We start from the raw sequence: 25,196 nt of genomic DNA, 5'->3' as shown, positions 1-25,196 counted from the left end.
TAAAATCCCCCCATACCCCTTAAGTTAAATTATTTATTGCCGTATCTTCTAACTCTGAGGAGCGCTTGTTCTGCGTGTCCTGCGAAATTTTCAAGCTGGCATAGGCGTGCTGCGTATTCGCCGATATAGGCACTCGCTTCCGGTGTCACTTTCTGATAGGTGACTGTCTTAATGAATTTCCCGACCCACAATCCGCCGGTATAGCGTGCTGCGCCTTTTGTCGGCAAGGTATGGTTGGTTCCAATTACTTTGTCTCCGTAAGCCACATTTGTTTCCGGCCCAAGGAACAGACATCCGTAGTTTGTCATGTGCTCAAGGAAATAATTTGGATCTTCTGTCAGGATTTCAACATGTTCGAATGCTAAACGATCCGCCTCAATGCGCGCTTCTTCAATGGAGTCGACCAGTAAAATCTGACCGTAGTCTTCCCACGAAACCCGTGCAACATCTGCAGTAGCCAATGTCTCTAATTGGCGTTCAATTTCTTTCACTGTTTCATTTGCCAACTCTTCTGAAGTAGTGATTAGAGCTCCTGGTGAAGTCGGTCCGTGTTCGCCTTGCCCCAACAGGTCTGTAGCAACCATTTCAGCATCCGCAGTGTGATCTGCAACCACTAAAGTTTCAGTCGGTCCAGCGAATAAATCAATTCCGACGCGTCCATATAATTGTCGCTTCGCTTCTGCTACAAAGGCATTACCCGGCCCGACGATCATATCGACCGACTCGATTGTTTCTGTGCCAATTGCCATTGCTGCCATCGCCTGGATTCCACCAAGAAGATAAATTTCATCAGCACCTGCCAGCGACATTGCTGCAATTGTCGCATTCGGAATTTCGCCGTTGATCGGTGGCGTGGAAGCGAATACACGTTTGACCCCAGCAACTTTGGCAGTCAATACACTCATGTGTGCAGAAGCAACCATTGGATAGCGCCCGCCTGGAATATAGCATCCTACACTATTAACCGGTATGTTTTTATGGCCCAGGATGACACCCGGAATATTTTCAACTTCGATATCATTCATAGAAGCCAGTTGCGCTTCTGCAAACTCACGGATGTTCTTTTGCGCAAATTTAATGTCTTCAATGACACTGTCCGGAACTTTGGAAACGATTTCATTTATCTGGTCTTGAGTTAAGCGGAAAGATTCTGGTGCCCATTTATCAAATTTCTCGGAAAGTTCACGGACTGCTTTGTCTCCATCTGCTTCAACAGCTTTCAAAGCTTCCGATACAATTAGCGATACTTTAGAATCGTTAGCGCTTACTTCTTCCTGCGATTTTCCTGTTTTTAAAACTTTCATCATGCTAATTCCTCCAATTTCATATTTTGAATACGTATGCAAAAGTGAAACTATTTAGAGAATAGGTGAATTCACAGAGAATGTCAACACCTATTATGTCGTTTTCCGCTTAATAAGTGTTCCTTCCACTTCGACAGACTGCGCCGATCCTGTGTATCCAGCCATTTCTGACAATAAATATTTTACCGTCTCTTTCACCATTTTTTCTATGGGCTGTTCCCAGGTCGTCAGTTCATATCCCGGCCAGGACGCCATTTCAATATTATCAAAGCCAATCACTTTGACCTGCTCCGGTACGGCTACGCCTTTTTTTTGCAGCGCATCCAAAACGCCTAACGCCATGATGTCGTTTGCCACAAAAAAAGCGGACGGCAATTCTCCAGCTTCGATGATGTCTAATGCAGTGGCATAGCCGCCTCCGTATGTATAGTCCGAAGCATGCTTTTTATATTCCAAGTTATGCAGTGCCAATACTTCGCTAAAGCCTTTTTCCCGCTCCAGACTGGTTGACGTATTTTCATTTCCCGATATATAAGCCATATTGGCTGATCCCTGCATAAGCAAATATTCCGCTATTGCACGTCCGGCATTCAAGTTATTGCAGCAAACTGAATAGAAATCCGAGCTGCTCAGTTTCCGGTTAAAAAACACCAAGGGAATATGATGTGCACGGAAGCTTTCGGCTACATTCAACGACATGGTTGCATCCGTAATAACCACCCCGGCAACATTGTAATTCAGTAAAGTTTCAACATCTTCCGTTTCGATTTCATCGTTATTTGTATGGACGAACAACACACTATAGCCGTACTTTTTAAAAGCAGCAGTAAACTGTGTCAACACTTGAGGATAAAAAGGATTTTGCACGCCTTTCATCACCAGGCCGATGATTTTTGTCCGGTTGGTGATCAGGCTTCTTGCAAATTCATTTGGCCGATAGCCAAGCTCTTCTGCAGCAGCCAGTACTTTTCGGCGTGTTTTTTCCGACACTTTAGCGCCCTCAAAATAAACTCTGGAAACAGAAGACTGCGAAACGCCTGCAAGCTTTGCCACATCTTTTGCATTGATGGTAGATTTCATTCTATTCAATCCTTTTCAACTAATCTCGAACTCTAGCTTACACCATATTTATTCTCTTCGCATCCGTTGTTTGGCTGCATAACAAAAAGCCTGCCGTTCATACGGCAGACTGACATTGCGAACTGCTTTATGATAAGTGAAATGAATCATCATACAGCGGTTTCATATGCAAAACATATTCTTTTTTCACTTCTTCAATATCATAAATTTTGCCCGGATGTTCAGGGCTGCTCATTTGTTCTACTTGTTCATGCACCAAATCGGCAAAATACTTTCCACAGGCTACATCTTTCGGGTATTTTGCCTTTACCTTGGCAACAAGCTCATCGTTTAAGGTTTGGTTAAACGCGTGATACATGGCGGCATTGACAATCGTCAATGCATTTTTGGAAGCGTAGGACACCATATAATAATTTCCGTAACGGTCCTTCAGCAAATCTCTCTTTGCTCTAATTTCCATAACTTCGCCCTCCTTCAGTTCTATACTGTTCCATACCCTTCCGCATCTCCAAAAAAACAGTCCGGAAAAATATCCCGGACTGCATTCATGTCAGTAGTCTTTATTCGGCAGATAAGACAAGGAAACTTTCAAGTTGGCGTTGCGTTCCCGTATCTGATCCAGCAGGTCACGGTCTTTCGTATCGGGCTTGCAGCGAATAGAAAACGTATACAAAATCATCGTCCCTAAATTTGTCGTCTCTACTTGGCGCAAATGGTGGTCTACCGTTTTGTCCTTTAGAATATCGTCGATCAGATTTTCATGATTTAAATTTTCCGGGACCGTTACTTTTAAAATCTGTGTATCCCGTCCTTCTGCGTAATTCGTTTTGAACAGAAAATAGAAAACCCCACATGCGAATAAGGTCAACAGAATCGCCAGCTGGAATTGAAACAAACCACAAGTCATTCCTACACAAAGACCGAAGAAAATATAGGCGATGTCTTTAGCATTGGTAACAGCACTGCGGAAACGAATCAGAGAAAAAACGGCAAACAGCCCGAAAGCCACACCTGCATTTCCGCTGACCACATTCATGACTACTGAAACGACTACGCTCATCATGATGATGGTATGGACAAAATCCTGCGAATAATTTTCTCCGTTAAAAGTATACTGATAAACTGTGGTGATGATTAGGCTTAAAACTAAGGCTATGGCCATTGCTGCCAGGCTCATCCAAATGGTGGACTCCCCTGTTTCTGTATTGTAGTTAAACAGCTCATTAATGAATGTCATGTCAGTTTCCTCCTATTGTGGTATTTTCAAATTCTGTTTCCATCGGAAAAAGTTCACCATCGAGCAATTCTGTACTCGTACAGAATTTTGACGCACTGCGCTGTTCGCAGTCGAGGCTCTGCAGGACCCGAACAAGCCACAAAGGCACGCTGTGGTCCACCTTCACTTCCAGTACCACCAGATTCAGATCGATAAAAGGGTCGCCATAAGCGCCGTGCTCGAGATGCAAATCCTGCTTGCGGCATCTTAAGTTAAAATCGAAAGTGATGCGGAGATCTTCATCGTCCACTCCATGCAATGCATGCCGGTCGTAGCTGACAATCATTTCGGGTTGAAGGCCGTAATAATTTATAAAGTAATCAATTTCCTTCAATACTTGCCGGTTCGATACGTGAAAATGGTCTAACCCATCCCTGCCGCCTTCCTCCAAATAGCGATACGCCTCAGCAAGGGGAATCACTGCACGGCGTTTATTGACAACGTCTTTATGCTTTTGTTTTACTTCAAAAAACGCGGTCCCAGCCAAATCAGTGTCTCCGTATACACGCAGCCGAAGTTTTTGCCGATACTGCAATTTGTTCTTTGTTTCAAAATAGATTTGCTTTGCCTCATTTTCAAAATAAAGGCTGGTGACTGTATATTTTCCGTTATCCCCATTTTTGTCGCTCCTCATGCGATTGCCCATTTCTTCAATCAATCGGTTGTACTGTTCGTTGCTGATTAAATACTTTTGCTCTTTTCTGCAAAATATTTCAATAGCCAAAATCTTCGCCTCCTTTTTGATTACTTAATAGCTTTATAAAATTAGTTTAGCCTCCGTTTCTGTGAACATCGTGAGACAAGTATTAAAATTTCCTGAGTTGCCTATAAATATGCATAGAAAAACCCATCTGCATGACGCAGATGGGTTGGGTGATTCTTTAGATGAGCATCGCCTTTGTTTGGATACAGAAAGTTACAACCGCCACAACCGGATTTTTTCCGGCTTTTTCTTTACATCAAGGGTGCCTTTAATATCAAAAACAATTCCCTGCTGTCCGATCAATAGGCTTTCAAATTGCTTCCATCCACTTTCTTTGTATTGCTTATGCGGGACAGCGAGAATAATCGCATGCGCCGGCTCCAATTGCTGATGAGACAGTAGCTTTGATCCAAAATGGCTTTCCGCATCTTTCGCACATGCATAGGAATCGGCGAGCTGGACATTCATGCCGGATTTTCTCAATTCCTGAACAATGCCAATCACTTTGGAATTTCGCAGATCAGGAATGTCCTCTTGATAAGAAAGTCCCAATACAATGACACGCCCATCAGCCGGACTGATATTGTCCTGGCTCATCTTTTTTATCAGTGACTGTGCAATGAAGCTGCTCATCCCTTCGTTAATGCTGCGTCCTGATAAAATCACTCTGGAACTGCAGCCGATCGATTCCGCTTTGTTTGCCAAATAAACAGATGCCAGATCAATTCCTTGCCCTCCCACCAAACCGGGTGCAACCTTTAGAAAATCGCGCTTGCTGCCGGCTGTTTCCAACACTTGCTGTGTATCGATTTTTAATCTTTCACAGATCAATGCCAATTCGTTCATCAGTGCCACATTGACATCGCGTTGGATATTTTCTATCAATTTCGCGGTTTCGGCGACCCGGATGGATGGCGCTTTATGTATTCCCCCACCAACGATGCTTCCATATACCATAGCTAAAAACTCCGTGACTTCTTCGTTTTGGCCGGCAACTACTTTTTTTACTTTTGTAAAATTGTTTTTCCTATCTCCGGGCACAATTCTTGCCGGGGAATAGCCGACAAAAAACTCTTTGCCGCTCTCATAGCCTGAGTACTTTTCCAGCAGCGGAATACAAATTTCTTCTGTCATTCCCGGTGCCACAATTGACTCGTAGACTACAACCGCACCTTTTTTCATATGTTCTCCTACACATTTACTGGCTTTTTCCAAAGCAGATAAATCAGGCAAGTTATCCTGGTCAACAGCTGATGGTACGGCAATAATAATAAATCCTGCTTCTTTTAAATCCACCGGATCAGCCGTAAAAATGATGCTTGTTTTTGCAAGTTCTTCACGGCTTACTTCGTTGGTCTTATCAAGCCCTAATGTTAAAGCCTGAATCCTTTCTGTATTTATATCGTAGCCGGCGACAGGATATTTTTGGTTAAAGGCGACTGCTATCGGCAATCCGACATACCCCATTCCAACTACTGCTATTTTCAAGTTTTGCAACATGCTGACGTATGCCCCTTTCCCCGCTTTTTTCAATAGTCTATCCGCATACACTTGTCCGATCAATTCCCTTAAAAACAAATCAAAGCAGGTTGTCTTTTTCCATGAGGGTATTGATCAGGATAGCTTGGCCGTATATATCCAATGCCAGCTTCCACGAAATTACATCGTCCACTTTATTATTTATATGCAGATCGATGGCAAATGCTTTGAGGCGATCGAAATGTGGAATTCTGCTTCCAGCAAAAACAAACCGTGTTTGTGGATGCTTGTCGATTTTCTCAAGTGTCTTTAAGTCATAGGCATATGACTTTAGATTCCCTTGATGATCCACTCCACATGAAATTCCGCCGATTTCATCTGCATATCCCGACATGCTTTCGGCAGTCCCTATTTCTAAGCTTCCCGAAAGCAAGGATACTGTATTATTTTCGCAATAAGTCACCAAATGAATGGTGTTTAGGGCATATGGATAAATTTTGTTCAGGAAAGGATGCTGCATAATAATATCGTCGTTTTGAAATGAAAATTCTGTACGAAGTTCATGTATATCCTCTTCAAACCGGAATTCAGTAGAATGCTTTTGTGCCCCCATTTTCTTCCATCCCTTCATTGTTTATTGCTTTATAAATGAAATAACCAGTTTCCGTGCCTCGTCTTCTTTAGCCGTTTTCAATTGTTTCAACAGGCGTGCCAATTCTATTTGGCTGAGCTCTGTCTGCTTTTGGTATGCCGGGCGCAATACTCCATCCCTTTGCTGGAACAGCCCGCCTTTGTTGAATCGTGTGTCTGCACTTCCAGCCTGAAGTATATTTTGCGCTGCATAAACAATGGGCGCTTTTTGCTCAAACATGAGATTCGAATTTTTGGCTAATTGCTTTACATGAAGATTTTCAGGCAACCTAACAATTGTATACCGGGTTAAGCTCGTCGCCGCAATGCTTTCCGTCGTCATTTCTGCCAGTCTTTTAGCTGCTTCTTTCAGATTGCGCGGCTTTCCTGCCTGCTCCGAAGAAACCATTACAAATGTACCGACCCGATAGCGATTTGCAGCTTCCGCAATATTATTTGTACCAAAAACGTTGGCGTACAAAGTTTCTTCTGCTTTCTCTTCTGTAACATCCATTTGGTGGTGGCCAGCTGTATGATAAATGATTTCTGGATTATATCGGCCAACTGCTTCAAAAACCCTTTTCTTATCTTGAACATTGATAATAATAGGAATAATTTCTGTATGTCTTTCCAGCAGTTTTTTTAGTTGGCCATCAAGCAAACTGACCGATTTCGCTCCATCTCCGACCAGTAAAATTTGGGCAGGTTGAAATTGAATCAGCTGGCGGCTAATTTCTGAACCGATCAGTCCTCCAGCTCCTGTTACCATAACAGTCTTGCTTGTTATATGAGGTGCTGCCGGTAAAGCCGCATGCTCAAGTTTTTCTTCGATATGTTCAAATCCCTCTAACACGAATGTACGAAAATGGCGGAATAGAACAAGAAAAGGCACCAAAGATTGATGAAGAATTTTGAGTATTTGCTGCTTATCAACCTTCATGCCCTTTCTCCCTTCCTGCCGTATCAAGCTAGTTAATCATTATAATTGTGGTAATAATAGTTTTCTTTTGTCATTGGATAATTATTTAAAACGACTCCTAAAATAAAGGCTTTTGCAGTTGCTAACGAATCGCGTGCTTTTTCAACACTGACTTTTTCGGACTTGCCGGTATTGACCACCAGCACTGTACCGTCGCATTTGTTTGCCAGAATTTTGGAATCGGTGACAGACAAGATCGGCGGGGAATCAAAGAGGACGTAATCATACATTCCGCGCATTTCCTCCATCAGTTCATCCAGCGCATCCGACTCCAGCAGTTCAGCTGGGTTCGGAGGAATTTGTCCACTCATTAGCAAATCCAGGTTTTGAATGCCGCTCGCTTTGACAGATTGTTTCAGCTTGCCTTTTCGCAGCAATAAATTGGACAGTCCAATATTATTGCCAAGCTGAAACGTCCGGTACAAAGTCGGCCGCCGCATATCTGCGTCGATCAGCAAGACTTTTTTGCCAGTCTCGGCAAAAACTATCGCCATATTCGCAGCAGTCGTCGACTTTCCTTCTTCTTTTGAAGCGGACGTAAACAAGATGACTTTCGAATCCAAACCGGGAGTGGAGAAGTTGATGTTGGTTCGGATCGTCCGATATTGTTCCGCTGCAATCGATTGCGGATTAGTACGAGCCACCAATTTTCGCGGCATTAACCTTTTTGTCTTTTTCGTTGTCCGCATGCAAATCCTTCTCCAATCTATTTGTTAGATTTAACGGTTTTTCCATTTTTAAATTGCTGTCCACTGGGCTGACGACACCTAAAACGTGAAGTCCCATCATTTCTTCGATGTCCTCTTCTGAACGGACTGTTGTATTCAGTTGTTCCAGAATCAACGTGATGCCCATTCCGAAAACCATGCCCGCAATCGCCCCAATCGCCATGTTAAAGACGGGGTCTGGCCGAATCGGCTTCGAGCTTCCAGTGCCTTCTGCTGCAGCTAAAATACTGACATTGTCCACTTTCATCATCTGCTGAATTTCTTCCTGGAACACTTTAGCAGTCGTATTGGCGATCAGCGCGGCCTGTTCGGTTGAAGAATCCTCGACTGACAAGCTGACCACTTGTGAACTTTCAATATTGTTGACAGTGATTCGCTCTGTCAGGGACTGAACCGTGTCGTCCAGCTCCAACTCCTCAATCACATTGCCCAAAATCGCTGGACTTTTAATGATGACATTATAGGTGCCAATCAATTGAAGATTCGTACTGATGTCCAGACTGTCAAAGTCCTGGCTGCTGACAGAGTTTTGATTGATCAAAATCTGAGTGGTCGCTTTGTAAACCGGCTTCATGATGGTATAGCTCGCAACAGCACTAAAGACAATAAAAGCCAGAGTGACGAGGATGATCAATGCTTTTCTCTTGCGCATCGCTTTCAGGAATTTATTCAGATTGAATGTACTCTCCATAATTAGATCCTCCTAATGTTTATCCTTTATGATGCTTATACTAAAGTGCAAAGGTTAAATAAACGTTAAATAATCTTAAAATTCAAATAAAAGTGAAAATTTTTACATAAAGTATTTATTCACAAAAAAAGCATCTGGCCAATTTCAGCCGAATGCTTTTCACTCTAAAATGAATTTATAACCAAAGCCCCGCACCGTCTGGATAAATTGTGGATTGGCCGGGTCCTTTTCGATTTTTCTCCGCAAATTGCTGATGTGCACCTTTACAGTTCCAACGTCTCCCTCGGAATAATAGCCCCATATTTGATCGTATAATTGTTCTGCTGTCCAAACGCGATTTGGCGTCTGTGCCAGCAGCAACAGCAATTGAAATTCCTTATGATAGAGTTTTACCGGAACTCCTGCAACATAAAGCTCACACGCATCCACATGAATATGAAGATCATCATATTTCAGGATATTGAGCTGGTCCTGCTCGCCGCTCTTCCAGCCATTTCTTCGAAGAATTGCGCGAATGCGTGCCTCCAGTTCATTGAAATCAAACGGCTTGGTGATGTAATCATCCCCACCCGCTTCGAGACCCTGAATTTTATAAACCAGCTCTTTTCGGTAACTGACGAACAGAATCGGCAAAGTTGTCTTCAGACGAATTTTTTCACACACTTCCAGTCCGTTCATGCCGGGCATTTCGACATCAAGCAAAATAATATCCGGCTTTTCCTTTTCCAGCAGTGCCAGTGCTCGAAGGCCGTCTTCCGCCTGAAGAACGCCATAGCCTTTTTTCAGCAGGAACAACCGCATTAATTCACGGATTCCTTCGTCATCTTCTACGATTAATACAGTAGCAGCATTCATTTATCTTCCTCCTGTCCTTTAACGGAGAGCCAGCGGCAATACGATGATAAAGACGCTGCCTTTTCCTTCTGTGCTATCCGCCCAAATCTGTCCTTTATGCGCTAAAACAATCTCTTTGGCAATCGCCAATCCAAGTCCGCTGCCTTTATAGCCGGCAGAACTGTCAATTTTGTAAAAGCGTTCAAAAATATGGGGCAACGCTTCTTTCTTGATGCCACAGCCATTGTCTGCAATCCGAAGGACTATTTCTCCATCCACTTCTTCGGTAAGCGACGCATCTTTGTTATTATTGGCCAGCATTTCAGCAGATAGCGTAATCTTGCCTTCTTCCGAGGAAGTATGCTTAACGGCATTCCAGAGGATATTGGAGATAACCTGATCGAGGCGATGCAAGTCGACAGCCAGGAATGCCTCAGTCATTTCATCCGGATCTTCTGTTCCAAGAAACTCGAAAACACGTCCGCTCTGCTTGACGTCAGATGCCATCGAATCCACAATCCGCCTCAACCATCCGTGCAACTCGTTTTCCTCAAAACGCAAGGTCATATTCCCAGACTTGTATTTAGTCAACTCTACAAGATCCTCAGTGAGCCGCTCAAGAAGCAGCAGCTTTTTGTGAATCATGTCCAAATACTTTGGATTATTTTCTTCGATCAAACTTTCTTTAACCGCCTGTATATAACTGTGGATCAATGTAATGGGTGTTCCCAGTTCATGCGAAATTGCTGATAGCATGTCGTTGCGGGACTTTTCGATTTCCTGAATTTCATCATTTACTGTCAACAGGTTCATATTGGTAATTTCGAGCGCCATGGTCCGTTCTTTGACATTGCGTTCAAGAAAATAGTTCAGATTGGTGATTTCCTGTGTCAGGCTCCGCATGTTTGCCAAAGTCTCAATCCGCATAAGAAACTCTTCTTTGTCACATGGCTTCAGCAAAAAGTCATTGGCTCCCGCTGTAAATGCATCCTTTTTTTCTTGAAGGCTATCCACATTCGACAGCATGAGAATCGGCAATTCCGTCAGCGTATAGTCCAGCCGGATGCGGCGGCATAGCTCATCGCCTGACATGTCAGTCAGATAGCCATCCATCACTACCAGCTCTACCTGCTTATGCGACAGCAGTGCCATCGCCGCTTTCCCATCTGCTGCTCCGAACGCTTGATAACCTGCTGACATCAACTGGCGCAGCAAAACCAGGCGGTTGATTTCTTCTGATTCAATCACAAGAACATGCAGACTTTTCTTTATCGGCCGCTGTTTTAATATGGAATCCGCTAACTGCGGTGCAGTCAATTCTTTAACCTCAGAATCAAAGCTATTTAAAAATTGTGCAGTTTCTTCGTCCTTTTGAATTGGCAAAGTAAAACTGAAAATGGAACCGCTGCCTGCCTGTGATTCGACCTTCAAAGAGCCACCTTGAAGTTCAACTAAACTTTTGGTAATCCGTAAACCTATACCCGGATTGTCCAGAGAATTCTCCAATGGCATGTCCCATTCAAACAGCGATGGGATACGTTTCTCCTGTATGCCGATTCCCGTATCCTTCACCGAAATTTCCAGCAGATTCCCAATAACTTGTGCCGATACAACAATCTCTCCTTCACGCGTATGCTGAATGGAGTTGTCGACCAGATTGTATAAAATCTGCTTAACGCGGTCAGGATCGGCGAGTACTTTTGGCAATGAGTCTGGAACTGTATGATAGAGCTTTACTGAGTTTGTCTGCAAAAGCGGCCGGCACATCGATAAAACCCCATTGCACAATTCATCAATCGCTACCGCCTCAGCATGAACCTGTAAAGGAGATTGTTTGAGTTTAGAAAAATCGAGAAGCTCGTTGACCAAATGCGACATATTTTTGCCGCTGGCCACCAGGTCCGTTAATTGATTGGCCATTAAAGGAGACATTTTTCCAGCCGCCGATTCCTGCAGTGATTCTGCGATGCCGATCATTCCGTATAGAGGCGTTCGCAAACCATTTGAAGTAAACGCCAAGAGTTCATCTTTCCTCCTGTTGGCGTTTTTTAAGGCTTCAATTTCCACCCGCTGGCGATCTTTTGCTTGCTGTTCCAGTTGCTCGTTCTTTTTGGCATTCAGCTTTTCTTTTGTTAGCAGTGCTTTCGCTGTAAATAATAAGCTAATTCCACCTGTGAGATACAAGCCATAGTGAATATTTTTTCCATAGGGAAAAATCGTTGCCGCTGTGAGAAATAAAACGATCATGGCAGCCATTGCTAAAAATGATGCAACTGCGTAATGCACGGCAAAGATCCGCCCTTTCTTGCCGGCATGCAATGACAGGCTCCAAGATAAGGCAATCGATAGAAACATCGAAAAAAACAGGAGCAAGTTGGCTATCTGATCTGAGAAGTAAGAAAAAACGATTGAAAACAACAGGAAAACAGCCGTAATTTTAGTAGCTTTAGAAAACCATCCCAGCTGCATAGCATCTTCAAATAGACCTTTGGTAATAAATAAAATCGAAAGACTGGCAATTCCTATGAATACTCCTGAGATTTTTCTATTCCACCATCCAAGTTCCGGCCATATCACGACCCAGCTTAATCCGGTTCCGAAAGAAAAAACAGCCAGTGTCGTTAATGCCAGCATAAAAAGATGCAGGAAGTTCTTTTGGCGGTAGTTGAAAAACCATTTGATGCAATAGCCCATAAACAAAAAACTCAGTCCTGTCAATAACCCGATGATTGCACTTGTCTGCCGGGACTGCGCTTCAAATGCTTCATGTCCCCAGATTGTCAGAGGGAGATGCATGAACCCCTGAGACTCGACTTTCAAGAAAAATGTAGTTTCCTCGCCTTTCTGCGTAACCAGCTCAAACACAATATTATTTTGGCGAAAAGCACTTCCAGAATCTGCTATGCCTTCCCCCAGTGCAGCAGCGGAAAATTCTCCTGAAGGTTCCGGTGAATAAAGAGTGGCTTTATCAATGGACGGGTTGTCCAGCACCAGGAGCCATTGCTGATCCTCCGATAGGTCCGAGACAGTAAAACGCAGCCAATAGACGTCCGATGTAATCCCGCCGTTTGGAACCTCTTGTTCATTTAAAACAAACTTCCAGTTGTGCGGCGGCTGCAGCAATTCACTTATTCCAAGTGTGCCCTTCGTATCTCTTAAAATCTCCAGGTGAGCTGCAAGAGGCATTTCCCTGGTATCAGAATTTAAAATGGCAGCATCGGCTTCGATCGTATTCGCAGATGTTTTTTCGATGCTAAGAAAAAAGAAAGAAATCCACAAAGCAAAACAAATTCCAATGACAATAGAAATTCCACTACTATAGGATTCTTTCATTTCTTCACCTCAATTATTCAAATAATCAATTTTTAAAATTAAGTCTCCAACTCTACTATCGATGCTTTGCCACAGAATATCCTGCCATCCATCAAAGAATGAAGGTATATATGATTATAATAATATCCATTTTATGTATATTTAATAGGTTTTATGATTTAATAAAATCATAACATTTTTCATAGAAAAAGAAAACTTATTTTATTTCTGAAAATTCAAATATAACTTAATACCTACTAATTTTTCCATATATACTTTAGTTAACAGAAAAAAGACACATCAACACAAAAAACCACCCACGGCAAATATTAACCGTGGATGGTTTTTATGTTTATTTTTTGGGAGCCAATTCTACAGCTTGCCGCAATGCTTCAACTAAACTTTGTTCATCAGCAATTCCAGTTCCTGCAATATCAAAAGCCGTCCCGTGATCTACGCTGGTACGGATAATCGGAAGCCCTACGGTGATGTTGACCCCCGCTTCCAAACCAAGGACTTTAACTGGCGCATGCCCTTGATCATGGTACATAGCAACGACTATATCAAAATCCCCACGGACTGTTCGGAAAAACAAGGTATCTGCAGGTAATGGCCCTTGCACGTCTATCCCTCGTGCAATTGCTTGTTCCACAGCTGGAATAATTTTCTCTTCTTCTTCGCCGTTTCCGAATAAACCATTTTCTCCAGCATGCGGATTAATGCCACAAACCGCAATTTTCGGATTTTGAATTCCTGCTTTTGTTAAGGTATCGTGAGCCAATTGAATAACATACAAAACGCGCTCTGGATTAATCATTCGGATTGCATCAATGATTCCTACATGCGTAGTTACATGGATAACTTTCAAGTTTGGTGCAGAAAGCATCATGGAGTAATCTTTTGTGCCAGTCAAGTCTGCTAATATTTCTGTATGGCCCGGATACATGTGTCCACCTTTTTGCAAAGCTTCTTTATTTAGTGGTGCTGTACAGATAGCATCAATGTCACCATTGTTTGCTAAAGAAATTGCTTTTGACAAATATTGAAATGCCGCATCTCCAGCAGCAGCTGAGACTTCGCCAATCTGCAAATCAGCCGGCAATAGATTTAAATCCAGACAGTCAATTGCTTCTTTGTCAAAGCCGGCTTCAGATGGATGCTTTATGCGATTAATTGTTTTAGTGCTCCCAGTAAAATTTTTCGCCCGCTCCAATATAGCTGCGTCTCCTATGACAAACGAACGGCTTGTGTCATGAACGATGTCATGCTCAAAGCTTTTTAAAATGATTTCTGGTCCAACGCCTGCAGCGTCCCCCATAGTAATTCCGATGACCGGTTTATGTGTGCTCATTTAATCCCGCTCCTTTCAAAAATTCAACAGCATTGACCAATGAGGCAGGATTTCCAAATCCTCCTGCTTTAGTTACTGCGATTAATTCTTTTCCGTTCCATTTTACCATCCCGAGCGGCAGCCCTGCTTCAATTTCAAAGCGGAGTTCCATATCCGCAACGCCAATTTCCTTGCAAATGTCTTTGGCAGTATCGCCGCCCGTCATAATAAGTGCATCGAATCCGCCATTTTTCAATGCTAAATTCACGAGTTTCCCCAGACCCTGTGAGATTCCTTTGCCTGTCTGATTAGCAGTCCATTCTTTCAGCAATCCCCATTCTGCTACCTGGTCCCGGTTTGTCTGAGAGGGTTCCACGTATATCACCGCACTGTCCCAATCGGCAGAATGATTTAACGCTTTGATTGTTTCCCCTTCTCTTTCAGGATCTTCCAATAATCTTGCTGGGTTAATTTCAATCATCAAGGTTTGAGGTCTCTGTGCTAAATTATCCAGTTGTTCTTTTGTCTTTCCTGACAAACTGCCTGAAACCACCAAAACCTTGCCAGTACTGCGAGCCGGTAGTTCAAATTCTTGGGATTCAGCTGAGACTGAATACAAATAATTTATCAGTCCTGCTGAACCTGCCCATCCTATTTTCACATCCAGTTTATCTTCCAGAGATACTAACTGAATAAAGTCTTCCTCAACGACCGTATCGCAAATAATCCACTTTACACCACTGTCTATTTGCTGCTGCACCCACTGTTCTGGATTTTTCCCACTCAAGATTTCGTGAGTCAATACTGCGGTAAAAACATCTTCTGATGCCAGTAAGTCCGGAATATAGCTGTGCAGCACTGGGGTCTTTGGATCATTGCCGAATTCTGTTTCACCTACAGGGATATCATTTACATATAGAATTCCATCTCTTACCGTACGTCCAAGAGTCGGGAACGCTGGTGCAATAAAAATAATTTCTGCACCAGCACAATCGTGCAATGCTTTTAATTCTGCTGCTACACTGCCGCGAAGTGTCGAATCCACTTTTTTATAAAATGAGGAAACCCCTCTTTTTTTCAGTCGTTCGATTTCCGAAGATACAATATTATAAGCCTCTATTGGTTCCATAGCCCGACTATCTGTATCAACAATCCAAACGTCTATATTTGGATCCGTATTTTCATCTTCCCTTCCAGCCAAAATCACGCGAGCTCTTAACCCTTTTTGTGCCAGTCTAACACCGGAGTCATTGGCTCCTGTAAAATCATCTGCAATGATGCCGATTTGAGTCGCCACAATTTGTCACTCCTTTAAAGCTTCTTTTCTTACTATTTCCCCACCAGTAAATACAAAGCCTTTCTTTTCAATACGTCTCACTAAAAATGCGATATAAAGCGGCAACAATATAGCCGTTGTTACAGTCGAAGCTGCAACTTGGACTGTCGCTATATCCACTACCGAAGAGAATCCGGCACTAGCCGCCGCAATAGCTGCAGGTGTCGCCACTGCATTTCCAGCAGTAGAGCCTTCAGCAGCTCCTACAATCGGATTCCATTTTAGCGCTTTAAAGACTAAGTAACCAGCTGTCCCCGTTAAGAAAACAGTCATTAGGCCAAGGACAATTCCGCCTAGTCCCCCTGTAATAATTGCATTAAAGTCAATTCCCATACCTAGAGCAAAGGCAAAGAAGGGAATCAGCATAGAGCTTCCTTTATCTAAGAAAGTTCGCATATCCTCATCTAGATTACCTAAAATCATACCGATTAAAATAGGCAATAACACAGCAATAAAAGAAACTGGTGAAAACAGACCTTCAACAAATCCCATCGCTCCAAAAATCGTCAATGCCACCATAGTTAAGAACGGGCCGTCATTTAGCGCCAGCAAAGAATAAGCTGCGCGATCTTCTTTGTTCCCGTATTGTCCTACTAATGCAACAAACAAACCGCCATTGCTGTTTGTCATAGCTGCTATTACAGCAATCGGAGCAATACCTAGCCACAAGCCATTATCCCCGGCAAACATATAAGCTAAAAGTCCAAACAATGCCCCGACAATCCATTTAGTCGCAAGCAGTGTTCCGCCTTTGGCCAAAGAAACGCCGAAAGTCTTCACATTAATCTGTGCACCGGTACATAGAAGAAACAAAGCGATTAAAGCGTTTGCACTATCAACAAATAAGGCTTGCGTAAAGCCGCCTATTCTCAATAAATCAGGGGCTATCGTATTGATTGTTGCTGCCAATAATAACGGTACTACCATCATTCCGCCTGGAATCCGTTCCATGGTTGCTTTAATTTTCATTAGTTTACCTCTTTTCGTTTTTTTATTTTTCACTCTACTTTAAGATAACGCTTTCATTAACACTATAAAAATTTAAGTATAATAAAGCAACACTTTTATCTATATAAACACATAAATCTGATAAATAGTATAATAATGCAACACTTTTAATCATAAAAAAACGCAAGCTCATTTTTTGAGTTTGCGCCATAGAGTAGCCCGGTTCATTCCTAAACGCTGAGCCGCCTTTGTTTGATTAAAGTTTTCTTCCTTAAGAACTTTTTCAATGATTTTTTGTTCAATTTCCTTTAATGTTTCATTTTTCTCTAATGCCACTGTGGTTTGTTCAGGTTTCACGTCGGAAACAAAAGGCAGATCACGAAGCAGGTTTTCTTCAATGACATAGCCACTTTCGGCCAATGCCAGTTTTTTTATATATGCCTTTAAATCGTTGTATTACCTGGCCACTGCATGTTCTTCAAGTATTCAATCGCATTTTTCCTCACTTTAATTGGTTGTGTTCCTAATTCCTGGTGAAATTCCATGAGGAACTGCTGCACTAATGTTTCAATATCTTCTGTTCGCTCTTGGAGACTCGGCAAGTGTATGATAACCGCTTCATCCATCCCCAAATTAATCTTCAGCTCCTCAAATACTTCCTGCTGTGAAAAGATTATTTGCACATTTTTTTGTTCCGCAATCGCCAAAATATGCTGAAGTTCGTTCACTTTTTTCAGCTCAGGAACTTGGCTAAGATGAATAAATACAGTATCGATTTTCGAATTAGCAAAACTTTCTTCAACCTGATCCAGTTTATCAAGATCCACAGAAACAAAAAATCCATTTTTTCCATGAACAGCATGGATATAGCGGGCGAGTTCTTTTTTGCCGACGCCTGCTTTGCCGATTAAAACAATATTTTCTTTAGCCATCAACGGTTTTTCTACTAAATTTTTAATCCGTTTCATAGCTGCACTTTCAGTTACGATATAAGGCAATTGATCAATTTGCTCGATTGTGATATTAGGATAAGCAGTTAAGAGGTCTTCGAAAAGAATCATCGCTACTTTTTCTTCCTGTTCCTGGAATAGATCAACTCTAATTTGAAAAGTATCTACCGTGCGAAAGATGGAATTGCCGGTTTGGAAAGCTTGATTGACGAGCTCAATCCATTCGTTCTGCGAAATAGGACTTCCTGGAAATTTAGACCAATTTTCAAAAATAACATCTCCTTGCGCCGTTGCAATTAACATGTCCATTTTTCTGGCTCCCAAAAAATAGCGCATTACATTAACCAACCGCTGGCTTTTTTGCTGATAGACAAATTGCCTGCGCGCTTCTTCAAATGCTTCCATAATGGATTCACGGCCCGATTGAATAAGAAAACCGCTCATTCCCAGTCTTTGGGCAGCAGCAACAGTTACCACGTCTCCTAAGACAATTGTGTGTTTTTCGTCTTTAAGTGACTTTAAAACCACATCGACTTCATTGGCGTCCTGTATAGTGACAACGGTCATGTCAATCTCCAATAGGTTGATTATCGAAGCCGCTCCCAGTGTAATATTCGTAAAGCCGACCAGAACTTTCTTTTCTTTGGAGTGGCCCTCTGTCAACATAATCGTCCTTAACAAATCATACCCTGACATATGTACATCGATTACCGGAAGAGAAATTGCATTTCGAATCAGCCCGGCTGTTCCCCCTCGGCTAATGATCAAATCATATCCTGAACGTTCCATTTCTTTTGCGTACTTCACGCCTTCTTCTAAGTTACCTACCTTTGTGGCAACCTGCAAATCTTCTTGTTTCTCTCCTAACTCTTCTACCATTGGAACCATGGCTTCATAAGGAGAAATAAAGCCAATTTTAATTTTCCGCATATAATAGCCCCTCTTTAATGTACCTTTTATTCAATTATAGCAACCACGTTCCCTACAGGCTATTCTGCTCCTTTGGGATGAATCCAGACATACAAAACTATACCTTTACGATGCTTACGTAAAGTCTTTTTTCATTATCTGCAGGCGCACAAGTATGCAAATGCACTATAGAAGATCTATTGACACTTTGGGTCAATAAAAAACATGAGCCTTTACAGCTCATGTCGGACTTACTTGGAATGTATTTTTCTCTTGCTGCTTTGCTTTATACATCGCCATATCGGCGCGCTTCATCATAACAGAAATGGAGACCTTTTCGGAAGGTGCAAGAGCAATTCCCATACTGATTGAAATGTTCAGTGATAAACCTTCCACTTCTACCGGCTCTTTCATCACCTGATAAATCATGTCGGCAACTTCTGCCACTTGTTCTTCGGTTTCGGTATCTGCCAGCAAAATGACAAACTCATCTCCCCCTAAACGTGCAGCCATATTCTCTCCATGCATGCAATTATTCAGCCGGAAACCAAACTCCTGAATGACTGCGTCCCCTGTTTCATGCCCCCACTGATCATTGATTTCCTTAAAATCATCAATATCAAGAATGAGAACAGCTAAACTTCTTTGGCTATTTTCGTTCAGTTCCAGCCTTTCAGTCGCATATTCCTGAAAATAGCGGCGGTTCGGCAGCTCTGTCAAGGAATCATAGTAAGCAAAATGCTTGAGTTGGCTTTCATACTCTTTTTGAATCGAGATATCTCTTGCCACCATCACCATATGATTAAATTCTTTATTCTCTCCAAAAACAGGAGTCCCGCTGATTTCTGACCAAATCCAGCCGCGTTCATTGTGGAGCAGGCGAATTTGTACCAGATAAGTAGAACCATTTTTTGCTGCCTGTTCAAAAGCCTTGCTTATATTGGGGATATCTTCTGGATGTACATTGAAATAAGGCTCCTGACCGATGATTTGGTCTGGTCTATAGCCGAATATCGTTTCAGATGATGGCGATACATAAAGATACTGTTTATGATGGTTCATCAATATGATGACGTCATGGACATTTTCTGCAATGATCCGAAAGTTTTCTTCTCCCGCCTTATATAGGCTCGCAATTTTGTCCAGTTCTGTCATGTCTTTGGCAATCATATAAAAACCGGTGATTTTACTCTTCACATTAATTGGAATGAACTTGACGATACAGCAAACTACATCGCCAGTTTTATTTAAGATTTGAAGGCGGCTGTCTTTAATATTACCTAAAATTGAAAAATGGAAATTTTCTTTTGCCTGCACTTTATCTTCAGGAACAACAAAATCAATAAAGTTTTTCCCTGCCAGCTCATTCATATAATATCCACTGAGCTTGTATCCTGCAGAATTCCCCCCAGTAATACGGCCATTAAAATCAACCGTGAAAATGGCATCAGCATTACTGTCAAACAAAGATCGATAGCGCGCACTGCTTTCTTCGAGGCGTTCTTGGATTCCTTGGCTTTCCAGTTTCGCTATTTTCTCATCGGTGATGTCTTTTACCAGACTAACTATATGAGTACATTTTCCTAAGTCGTCGAAAAGGGGTGTCAGCAGGGTTTTTGAATAATACAGTTTATTGTCGGCAGAATAAAATGAATCCTCATAGCTTGTACTTTGATTTGTCTGGATAACTTCACTATATTTTTCATTTAAAAATTTTGCCATGAACTTGGAATGAATGTCATCAAAGGTTTTTCCGACTGAACCAGGCCCTAACAAGGTTTTTTCCATTACTGCTTTGTTAAGAAACTCATAAGTGAAAGAACAAACGTCATCAACTTTCACAACAAATACCATTTCTTTGATGCCTTCCATTAATACACGCGTAAAAGATAATGAAGCTGCTTGGTTCATCATGGCCGTTCCCCCCTGATCCCTATATATTAAATCACTTTCAAGAAAAACTCTTTTAACAGTGTAGCAGAAAATACTTCCAATTGAAACTTTTGACCTAGCAATAATCCGAAATTTTCTAAAATATATTTTTATATTATATCAATAGGCCATGTGTGGGACAAACTTTTTAACCAGTAAAAACCATCCTTTTTCAAAATTGATTTTTGCTCAAATACTGGCCGCACCCAGTTGCCTTATCCGCACTTAAAATGTTTAGCGCTGAAAGCTCTTTCTGTTAACAGAACGCTTGATTGTATATAATAAATCATAAAGGGGAAAAAACATGTGCCTCATCAATTTGCAATTCAGGAAACACCCAACATACAAACTGATAGTTGCTGCTAATCGAGACGAGTTTTATGGACGCCCTGCTGCGCCAGCCCACTTTTGGGATGATGAACCCCATATTTTGGCGGGGCGAGACTTGACTGGGATGGGTACATGGCTTGGCGTTACAAAGCAGGGCCGCATTGCCGCATTAACAAACTTCCGGGATCCAACCAACCTGGAATCTGGGCGTTTGTCCAGAGGGGAAGTTGTCAAAAACTTTTTGGCAGGCACAACCTCACCCAAAGAATATTTGCAGACGATTGATCCGAAACAATACGCAGGATTCAATATTATTATCGGCAATGCTGAAAAGCTGGTTTACTATAACAACATACAGGAAGAATCTTATGATATTCCACCCGGCATACACGGGCTCAGCAATCATTTTCTGAACACCCCATGGCCCAAGGTCACAAAAGGCAAAGAAAGACTTGCTTCCTATATGGCCGAAACCGAAAAAGCTGACCTGGACAAGATTTTCACAATGTTGACGGATGATGAACACGCCCCGGATACCCACTTGCCCGACACCGGTGTAGGGCTTGATCTCGAGCGAATGCTTTCACCTATGTTCATCAAAACACCTGACTATGGAACACGTTCTGCAACTGTCGTGCTGGTCGCCCATGATGGAACCCTAACTTTTGCCGAAAGAAACTATGAAAAAGGGATATTTAAGGAAGACAACCGGTTTGAATTTAAGATAAAGTAAAAGTTGGCGCGGCAACACAAGAAATTAAATACGAAGAAGCCTGGCAATCCTGTATGAAACAGATTGTCAGGCTTCTTTCTTTTTTAAAATTTCGTTCTGCGAATTCTGTCCGATAAATTATTGGGTTTTCAAACATTTTCGGCAGTTTCACTTCGGCTTAAGCAATTTGATGATCTGCAGCAGTAAGACTATTGCAGTCCGTATAAAGGCAATCCTTCTTCTTTCACCTCAATACGCCACACTTCATTTTTTGAGGATACAGTGATATACAGGTAGGGTGAGTATAAAACTACGAGAATAATTGTCTGAGAACTCCAAGAAATCAGTAGCTGTTTATCTGTTTTAATAATTTTTTATTTGTTAGACTAAAGAATTATGCGTCTACTTCGAGGCTCCATAAATATAGTGCTTATAAGCGTCAGCTAGTGTATCATCTAAAAAAAGTACGGTATAGATTATGTTGTAAGGAGTGTTTTGAGTGGCACCATTAAAAGAAACAGAAAATGAATTTGAACACATTGCAGATTTAGATAAGTTCAACGAAAGCTACCAGATAGACAAAGTTGTCAAAACCACTTCACTCTACACCATAAAACTTATTTCCGGCAAACAGACGCCTGATTTTTGCCGCGAGGTTTTATTGCTTGAACATGCTCCTGCAAATCCAGTGCAGGCTTACCTGTGGACGCACAAGGTCAATGCCAATGACACACAGATTGAAGTCATGCGAAAAATCAGCACCGCTTTGGAGACCCGCTTTGAGAATGAACGAAAAAAGCTCATGTAACTTTAGAAGTTATTCACAGCATTAACTAGAACTGAATACTTTAAACGCGAGGATTAACTATGAAAAGATGGCATTTCAATTGGAGCCGGTTTAATTTTGGGGCTGGTGATTTCTTATTTTGTCCTGCAGTATGGCGGCGGGAAATTGGTTTCAATCGGAAGAAATGGCGAAACTACAAATAGAGTCAATGCTTTCGGATCATTTTAATTTCCATAGCCGCGATATACAGTTTGTAGACTTTAATCGGTAAAAACAAAAAAGAGCGCTCATAAAAGTGGCTATGCCACTTTATGAGCGCTCTATATATCTCCTCGTTTCAAAGCCAGCGCAGGCTTCGGTCCGCTTCCCCCTCATCTCTTACTTTTCAGCGGAATCCAAATTTCAGAAACGTAGTCTTCGCTGTAAGGATCCCCTTCCGGATAAACCTCCAGTTCAGCGGTTCCCGCATTTTCATATTGATTGGACGGGAACCATTCCGAAAAAATTTGCTTCCAAACTTTTGGCATTGCATCCGGCATTGCACCATGCACTTCGAAGACTCCCCATTTTGATGCAGGCACTTCCAACCGGGAGAAACCTTCAGGGACACTTGCCGTACTTTCAGCAGCAATCCAATAATCCATTGTCCCACCATCCTGATAGTCGGCACAAATGCCCAGCAAGCCTTTTATATCCCCATCGTTCAGCTGGGCTATAGTGCTGCTCGTGCCAGCTTGATTCAGTTCCTGCCACATTTGCGGAATGCCTGCCATATTCTCCCCATTGCTCAGTGAGAATTCACGCTTCATCCCAACAGCCTGAAAACTTTCCTTCTCTACAATTCGGTATTTCATTGGATCCACCCCTTTCAAATTCACCTGGATCACCAGGCGGTTAAAAGCTTGCAGCTTTCCCAAATTTTTTCTGGCTTCACTCGGTGTGACACCGTGCTGCCGCCGAAACGCTTTTGCAAAAGCCTCGGGAGTGTCGTAGCCATATTTATAGGCGATGTCGATGATTTTCCGATCAGTGGCTGACAGCTCTTGGGCTGCCAAAGTCAGCCTTCTTCTGCGTAAATATTCAGCGACCGAACAATCCGTCAATATGGAAAAAGTTCGTTGAAAATGAAAAACAGAAGAGTTTGCCTGCTTGGCAATTTGGTCTATTGTAACCGGATCCTCCATATGCTCTTCCATATAATCAATGGCACGCTGCAACGATTCCACCCACCCCATAGCTTTCACTCCTTTAGTTGATATTACCAAGCGCTACTCGAGCCGTCCTGTCCGTATGTGCTGACTGCGGACAGTCTCCAGCACTAAACAAAAAACGTTCGCAAATGCTGAAAAACATTTCACGAACGTCTACCAATTGCGCTATAAAATTGCAGTTAAATTATATTTTTAAAAAACCCAAAATAATCGCGTCAGCTCCAACTCTATTGGCCTTTATTCAAAAGAAACACGCATGCTTTCAAACAGCCGCTTGTATTCCGGGTACCAATGTTCCCATTCCAATGTCCGGTCAATCCCCTTTTTATCGAGAAGTGCTTCCAGCACATCCAGGCATACATGCCAGCCCGCTACATCTTTTGGTGTGTGGTCTGTCAGCACCTTTATGGTTTCCACCATCCGAAGCCGGGTCCCGCCTTCTTCAGGGGTAACTTCGAAAGAAACATGGTCTTCTCCCCACTCAAAACCTAATTGCTTATTCTCTTCAAAGTCTGTGATTGCCATTTTTTCAAAGTTGCCATTCCCCATATCAAAAGATAAAAAGCCGTCTTTCCCCGGCTTTTCCAGCTGCAATCCTGAAAACCATTGGTGAACTTTCTGATTGTCCGTCAGCATCTGCCAAACCTGTTCTGGTACATGAGCCAATTTCCGGTCGAAAGTTGCCACATATCCTTGTTCGGTCTGTGTAACTTCTGCAATCATTAGAATTCCTCCTCTTGGATTATTTCTATTATTATACCCCAATAGGAGGAATGCAATCCGTGCGGGAAGGGTATAATAGGAGCAAGGAGCTGAAACAACATGAGATTAGGTTATGCCTGCATGAATACCGAATTGAAAACAATATTTAGAACTTTGCGTGTAGCGACTGCGGAAGCAGAAGGCACAGGAAAGATAAAAGAACTGACGATGAAAAATTTTGAGACCACACTCGAAATTCTCGAGTGGAACCTGGAAAATGACATTTATTTTTACCGGGCTTCCAGCTCTATCGTCCCGCTTTCCACCCATCCGATAAACGATTGGATATGGTGGGAAGATCCGGATGTAGTGGCCATCACAGATAAAATCCGCCTGCTTGTCGAAACACACAAGGTGAGAGTTTCTGTTCATCCTGGCCAATACACCGTCCTCAATTCACCTAAACCGGAAGTGGTCCGGAAATCGATTGAAGACCTGGAGTATCACGACAAGCTGATTCAATTGCTCGGCGGCTCCGATATCATTCTCCACACCGGTGGAGCATATGGAGACAAAGAAGCAGCGAAACAACGCTTTGCAGAAGCCTATCTGGCATTGTCGCCCAGCATACGGCAGCGGCTGCGATTGGAAAATGACGATAAGACATTTACCGTCAGAGACGTTCTGGACGTTCATTACATGTGCAAAGTGCCTATCTGCTTTGATATCCATCACCACAACTGCAACAATGAAGGCGAACCAGTCGATTATGCTGAAATCCTGAAGACCTGGGAAGGCTATGGCACGCCCAAAATTCATATCAGTACAGGCAAAGAAGGATTTACCGATCTTCGCCACCATGGATTGGTTTCTGAAACGGACTTTCAGGAACTGTTAAGATTATTGGGCGGCATTGATGCCGATATTATGTTTGAAGCCAAACTGAAAGAACAATCGGTCCTGCCTTTTGTCCGCCAATTATCACATAAATAAACTATCAGCTTATGTGGAAGATTTACTCAACACAAAAATA

General features: G+C 42.4%; 23 protein-coding genes. 3 read left to right on the top strand and 20 right to left on the bottom strand.

Annotation, left to right across the window (positions count from 1 at the left end; translation table 11 throughout):
- Window positions 1-29: 29 nt before the first annotated feature.
- The 18 genes from hisD to QOZ98_RS08655 form a co-directional block, all read right to left on the bottom strand.
- Window positions 30-1,307 (bottom strand): histidinol dehydrogenase, encoded by a 1,278-nt coding sequence (hisD, locus tag QOZ98_RS08740; RefSeq protein ID WP_308787098.1) that lies wholly within the window; start codon window positions 1,305-1,307, stop codon window positions 30-32.
- 90 nt (window positions 1,308-1,397) lie between these two features.
- Entirely contained in the window at window positions 1,398-2,384 is a 987-nt protein-coding gene (locus QOZ98_RS08735) for a LacI family DNA-binding transcriptional regulator (RefSeq protein ID WP_308787097.1), read from the bottom strand.
- A 127-nt stretch (window positions 2,385-2,511) separates the two neighbouring features.
- Window positions 2,512-2,844: a hypothetical protein gene (locus QOZ98_RS08730; protein ID WP_142826015.1), complete on the bottom strand. Its 333-nt coding sequence runs from the start codon at window positions 2,842-2,844 to the stop codon at window positions 2,512-2,514.
- Window positions 2,845-2,934: 90 nt separating this feature from the next.
- Window positions 2,935-3,621 (bottom strand): DUF4956 domain-containing protein, encoded by a 687-nt coding sequence (locus tag QOZ98_RS08725; RefSeq protein WP_308787096.1) that lies wholly within the window; start codon window positions 3,619-3,621, stop codon window positions 2,935-2,937.
- A gap of 1 nt (window position 3,622) precedes the next feature.
- Window positions 3,623-4,384: a polyphosphate polymerase domain-containing protein gene (locus QOZ98_RS08720; protein WP_308787095.1), complete on the bottom strand. Its 762-nt coding sequence runs from the start codon at window positions 4,382-4,384 to the stop codon at window positions 3,623-3,625.
- A gap of 192 nt (window positions 4,385-4,576) precedes the next feature.
- Complete coding sequence (locus QOZ98_RS08715; RefSeq protein WP_308787094.1) at window positions 4,577-5,863, bottom strand: nucleotide sugar dehydrogenase; 1,287 nt, start codon at window positions 5,861-5,863, stop codon at window positions 4,577-4,579.
- A gap of 79 nt (window positions 5,864-5,942) precedes the next feature.
- A complete protein-coding gene (locus tag QOZ98_RS08710; protein ID WP_308787093.1) occupies window positions 5,943-6,455 on the bottom strand; it encodes a sugar-transfer associated ATP-grasp domain-containing protein in 513 nt (170 codons plus the stop codon).
- 21 nt (window positions 6,456-6,476) lie between these two features.
- Window positions 6,477-7,412, bottom strand: coding sequence for an SDR family NAD(P)-dependent oxidoreductase (locus QOZ98_RS08705; protein WP_308787092.1), 936 nt, complete (start codon window positions 7,410-7,412; stop codon window positions 6,477-6,479).
- A 32-nt stretch (window positions 7,413-7,444) separates the two neighbouring features.
- A complete protein-coding gene (locus QOZ98_RS08700) occupies window positions 7,445-8,140 on the bottom strand; it encodes a CpsD/CapB family tyrosine-protein kinase (RefSeq protein WP_308787091.1) in 696 nt (231 codons plus the stop codon).
- Window positions 8,082-8,870, bottom strand: a complete 789-nt coding sequence (locus tag QOZ98_RS08695) for a YveK family protein (protein WP_308787090.1) — start codon at window positions 8,868-8,870, stop codon at window positions 8,082-8,084. Before QOZ98_RS08695 ends, QOZ98_RS08700 begins: the two co-directional genes overlap by 59 nt.
- A 159-nt stretch (window positions 8,871-9,029) precedes the next feature.
- Window positions 9,030-9,725, bottom strand: coding sequence for a response regulator transcription factor (locus QOZ98_RS08690; RefSeq protein ID WP_308787089.1), 696 nt, complete (start codon window positions 9,723-9,725; stop codon window positions 9,030-9,032).
- Window positions 9,726-9,743: 18 nt separating this feature from the next.
- The gene (locus tag QOZ98_RS08685) at window positions 9,744-13,037 is read right to left on the bottom strand and encodes an ATP-binding protein (RefSeq protein WP_308787088.1); all 3,294 of its coding nucleotides are present in this window, start codon (window positions 13,035-13,037) and stop codon (window positions 9,744-9,746) included.
- A 331-nt stretch (window positions 13,038-13,368) separates the two neighbouring features.
- Window positions 13,369-14,367, bottom strand: coding sequence for a 4-hydroxythreonine-4-phosphate dehydrogenase PdxA (pdxA, locus tag QOZ98_RS08680; protein ID WP_308787087.1), 999 nt, complete (start codon window positions 14,365-14,367; stop codon window positions 13,369-13,371).
- Window positions 14,354-15,643 carry a four-carbon acid sugar kinase family protein gene (locus tag QOZ98_RS08675; RefSeq protein WP_308787086.1) on the bottom strand — a complete coding sequence of 430 codons (1,290 nt, stop codon included), beginning with the start codon at window positions 15,641-15,643 and terminating at the stop codon, window positions 14,354-14,356. The genes pdxA and QOZ98_RS08675 overlap by 14 nt, the downstream gene beginning before the upstream one ends.
- A 6-nt stretch (window positions 15,644-15,649) precedes the next feature.
- Window positions 15,650-16,651, bottom strand: a complete 1,002-nt coding sequence (locus QOZ98_RS08670) for a 2-keto-3-deoxygluconate permease (RefSeq protein ID WP_142826003.1) — start codon at window positions 16,649-16,651, stop codon at window positions 15,650-15,652.
- A gap of 168 nt (window positions 16,652-16,819) precedes the next feature.
- Entirely contained in the window at window positions 16,820-17,050 is a 231-nt protein-coding gene (locus tag QOZ98_RS08665) for a helix-turn-helix domain-containing protein (RefSeq protein ID WP_308787085.1), read from the bottom strand.
- 23 nt (window positions 17,051-17,073) lie between these two features.
- Window positions 17,074-18,510, bottom strand: coding sequence for a sigma-54-dependent transcriptional regulator (locus QOZ98_RS08660; protein WP_308787084.1), 1,437 nt, complete (start codon window positions 18,508-18,510; stop codon window positions 17,074-17,076).
- 219 nt (window positions 18,511-18,729) lie between these two features.
- Entirely contained in the window at window positions 18,730-20,361 is a 1,632-nt protein-coding gene (locus tag QOZ98_RS08655; protein ID WP_308787083.1) for a sensor domain-containing protein, read from the bottom strand.
- A 364-nt stretch (window positions 20,362-20,725) separates the two neighbouring features.
- Between QOZ98_RS08655 and QOZ98_RS08650 the strand changes: the two genes are divergently transcribed.
- Window positions 20,726-21,484, top strand: coding sequence for an NRDE family protein (locus tag QOZ98_RS08650; RefSeq protein WP_308787082.1), 759 nt, complete (start codon window positions 20,726-20,728; stop codon window positions 21,482-21,484).
- 478 nt (window positions 21,485-21,962) lie between these two features.
- Entirely contained in the window at window positions 21,963-22,271 is a 309-nt protein-coding gene (locus QOZ98_RS08645) for a hypothetical protein (protein ID WP_308787081.1), read from the top strand.
- A gap of 350 nt (window positions 22,272-22,621) precedes the next feature.
- On the opposite strand, the gene QOZ98_RS08640 is transcribed toward QOZ98_RS08645, so the two are convergent.
- Together QOZ98_RS08640 and QOZ98_RS08635 are read right to left on the bottom strand one after the other, a co-directional pair.
- Window positions 22,622-23,485 (bottom strand): AraC family transcriptional regulator, encoded by an 864-nt coding sequence (locus tag QOZ98_RS08640; protein ID WP_308787080.1) that lies wholly within the window; start codon window positions 23,483-23,485, stop codon window positions 22,622-22,624.
- Window positions 23,486-23,698: 213 nt separating this feature from the next.
- Window positions 23,699-24,184, bottom strand: coding sequence for an SRPBCC family protein (locus QOZ98_RS08635; protein WP_308787079.1), 486 nt, complete (start codon window positions 24,182-24,184; stop codon window positions 23,699-23,701).
- Window positions 24,185-24,283: 99 nt separating this feature from the next.
- On the opposite strand from QOZ98_RS08635, the gene uvsE reads away from it, so the two are divergent.
- Window positions 24,284-25,156, top strand: a complete 873-nt coding sequence (gene uvsE / locus QOZ98_RS08630; protein ID WP_308787078.1) for a UV DNA damage repair endonuclease UvsE — start codon at window positions 24,284-24,286, stop codon at window positions 25,154-25,156.
- The last annotated feature ends 40 nt before the right edge of the window (window positions 25,157-25,196 follow it).

The sequence above is a fragment of the Planomicrobium stackebrandtii genome (assembly GCF_030814955.1).
GTDB lineage: Bacteria > Bacillota > Bacilli > Bacillales_A > Planococcaceae > Planococcus > Planococcus stackebrandtii.
The sequence above is the reverse complement of the archived record's forward strand: the minus strand, read 5'-3'. Positions and strand labels throughout refer to the sequence as shown.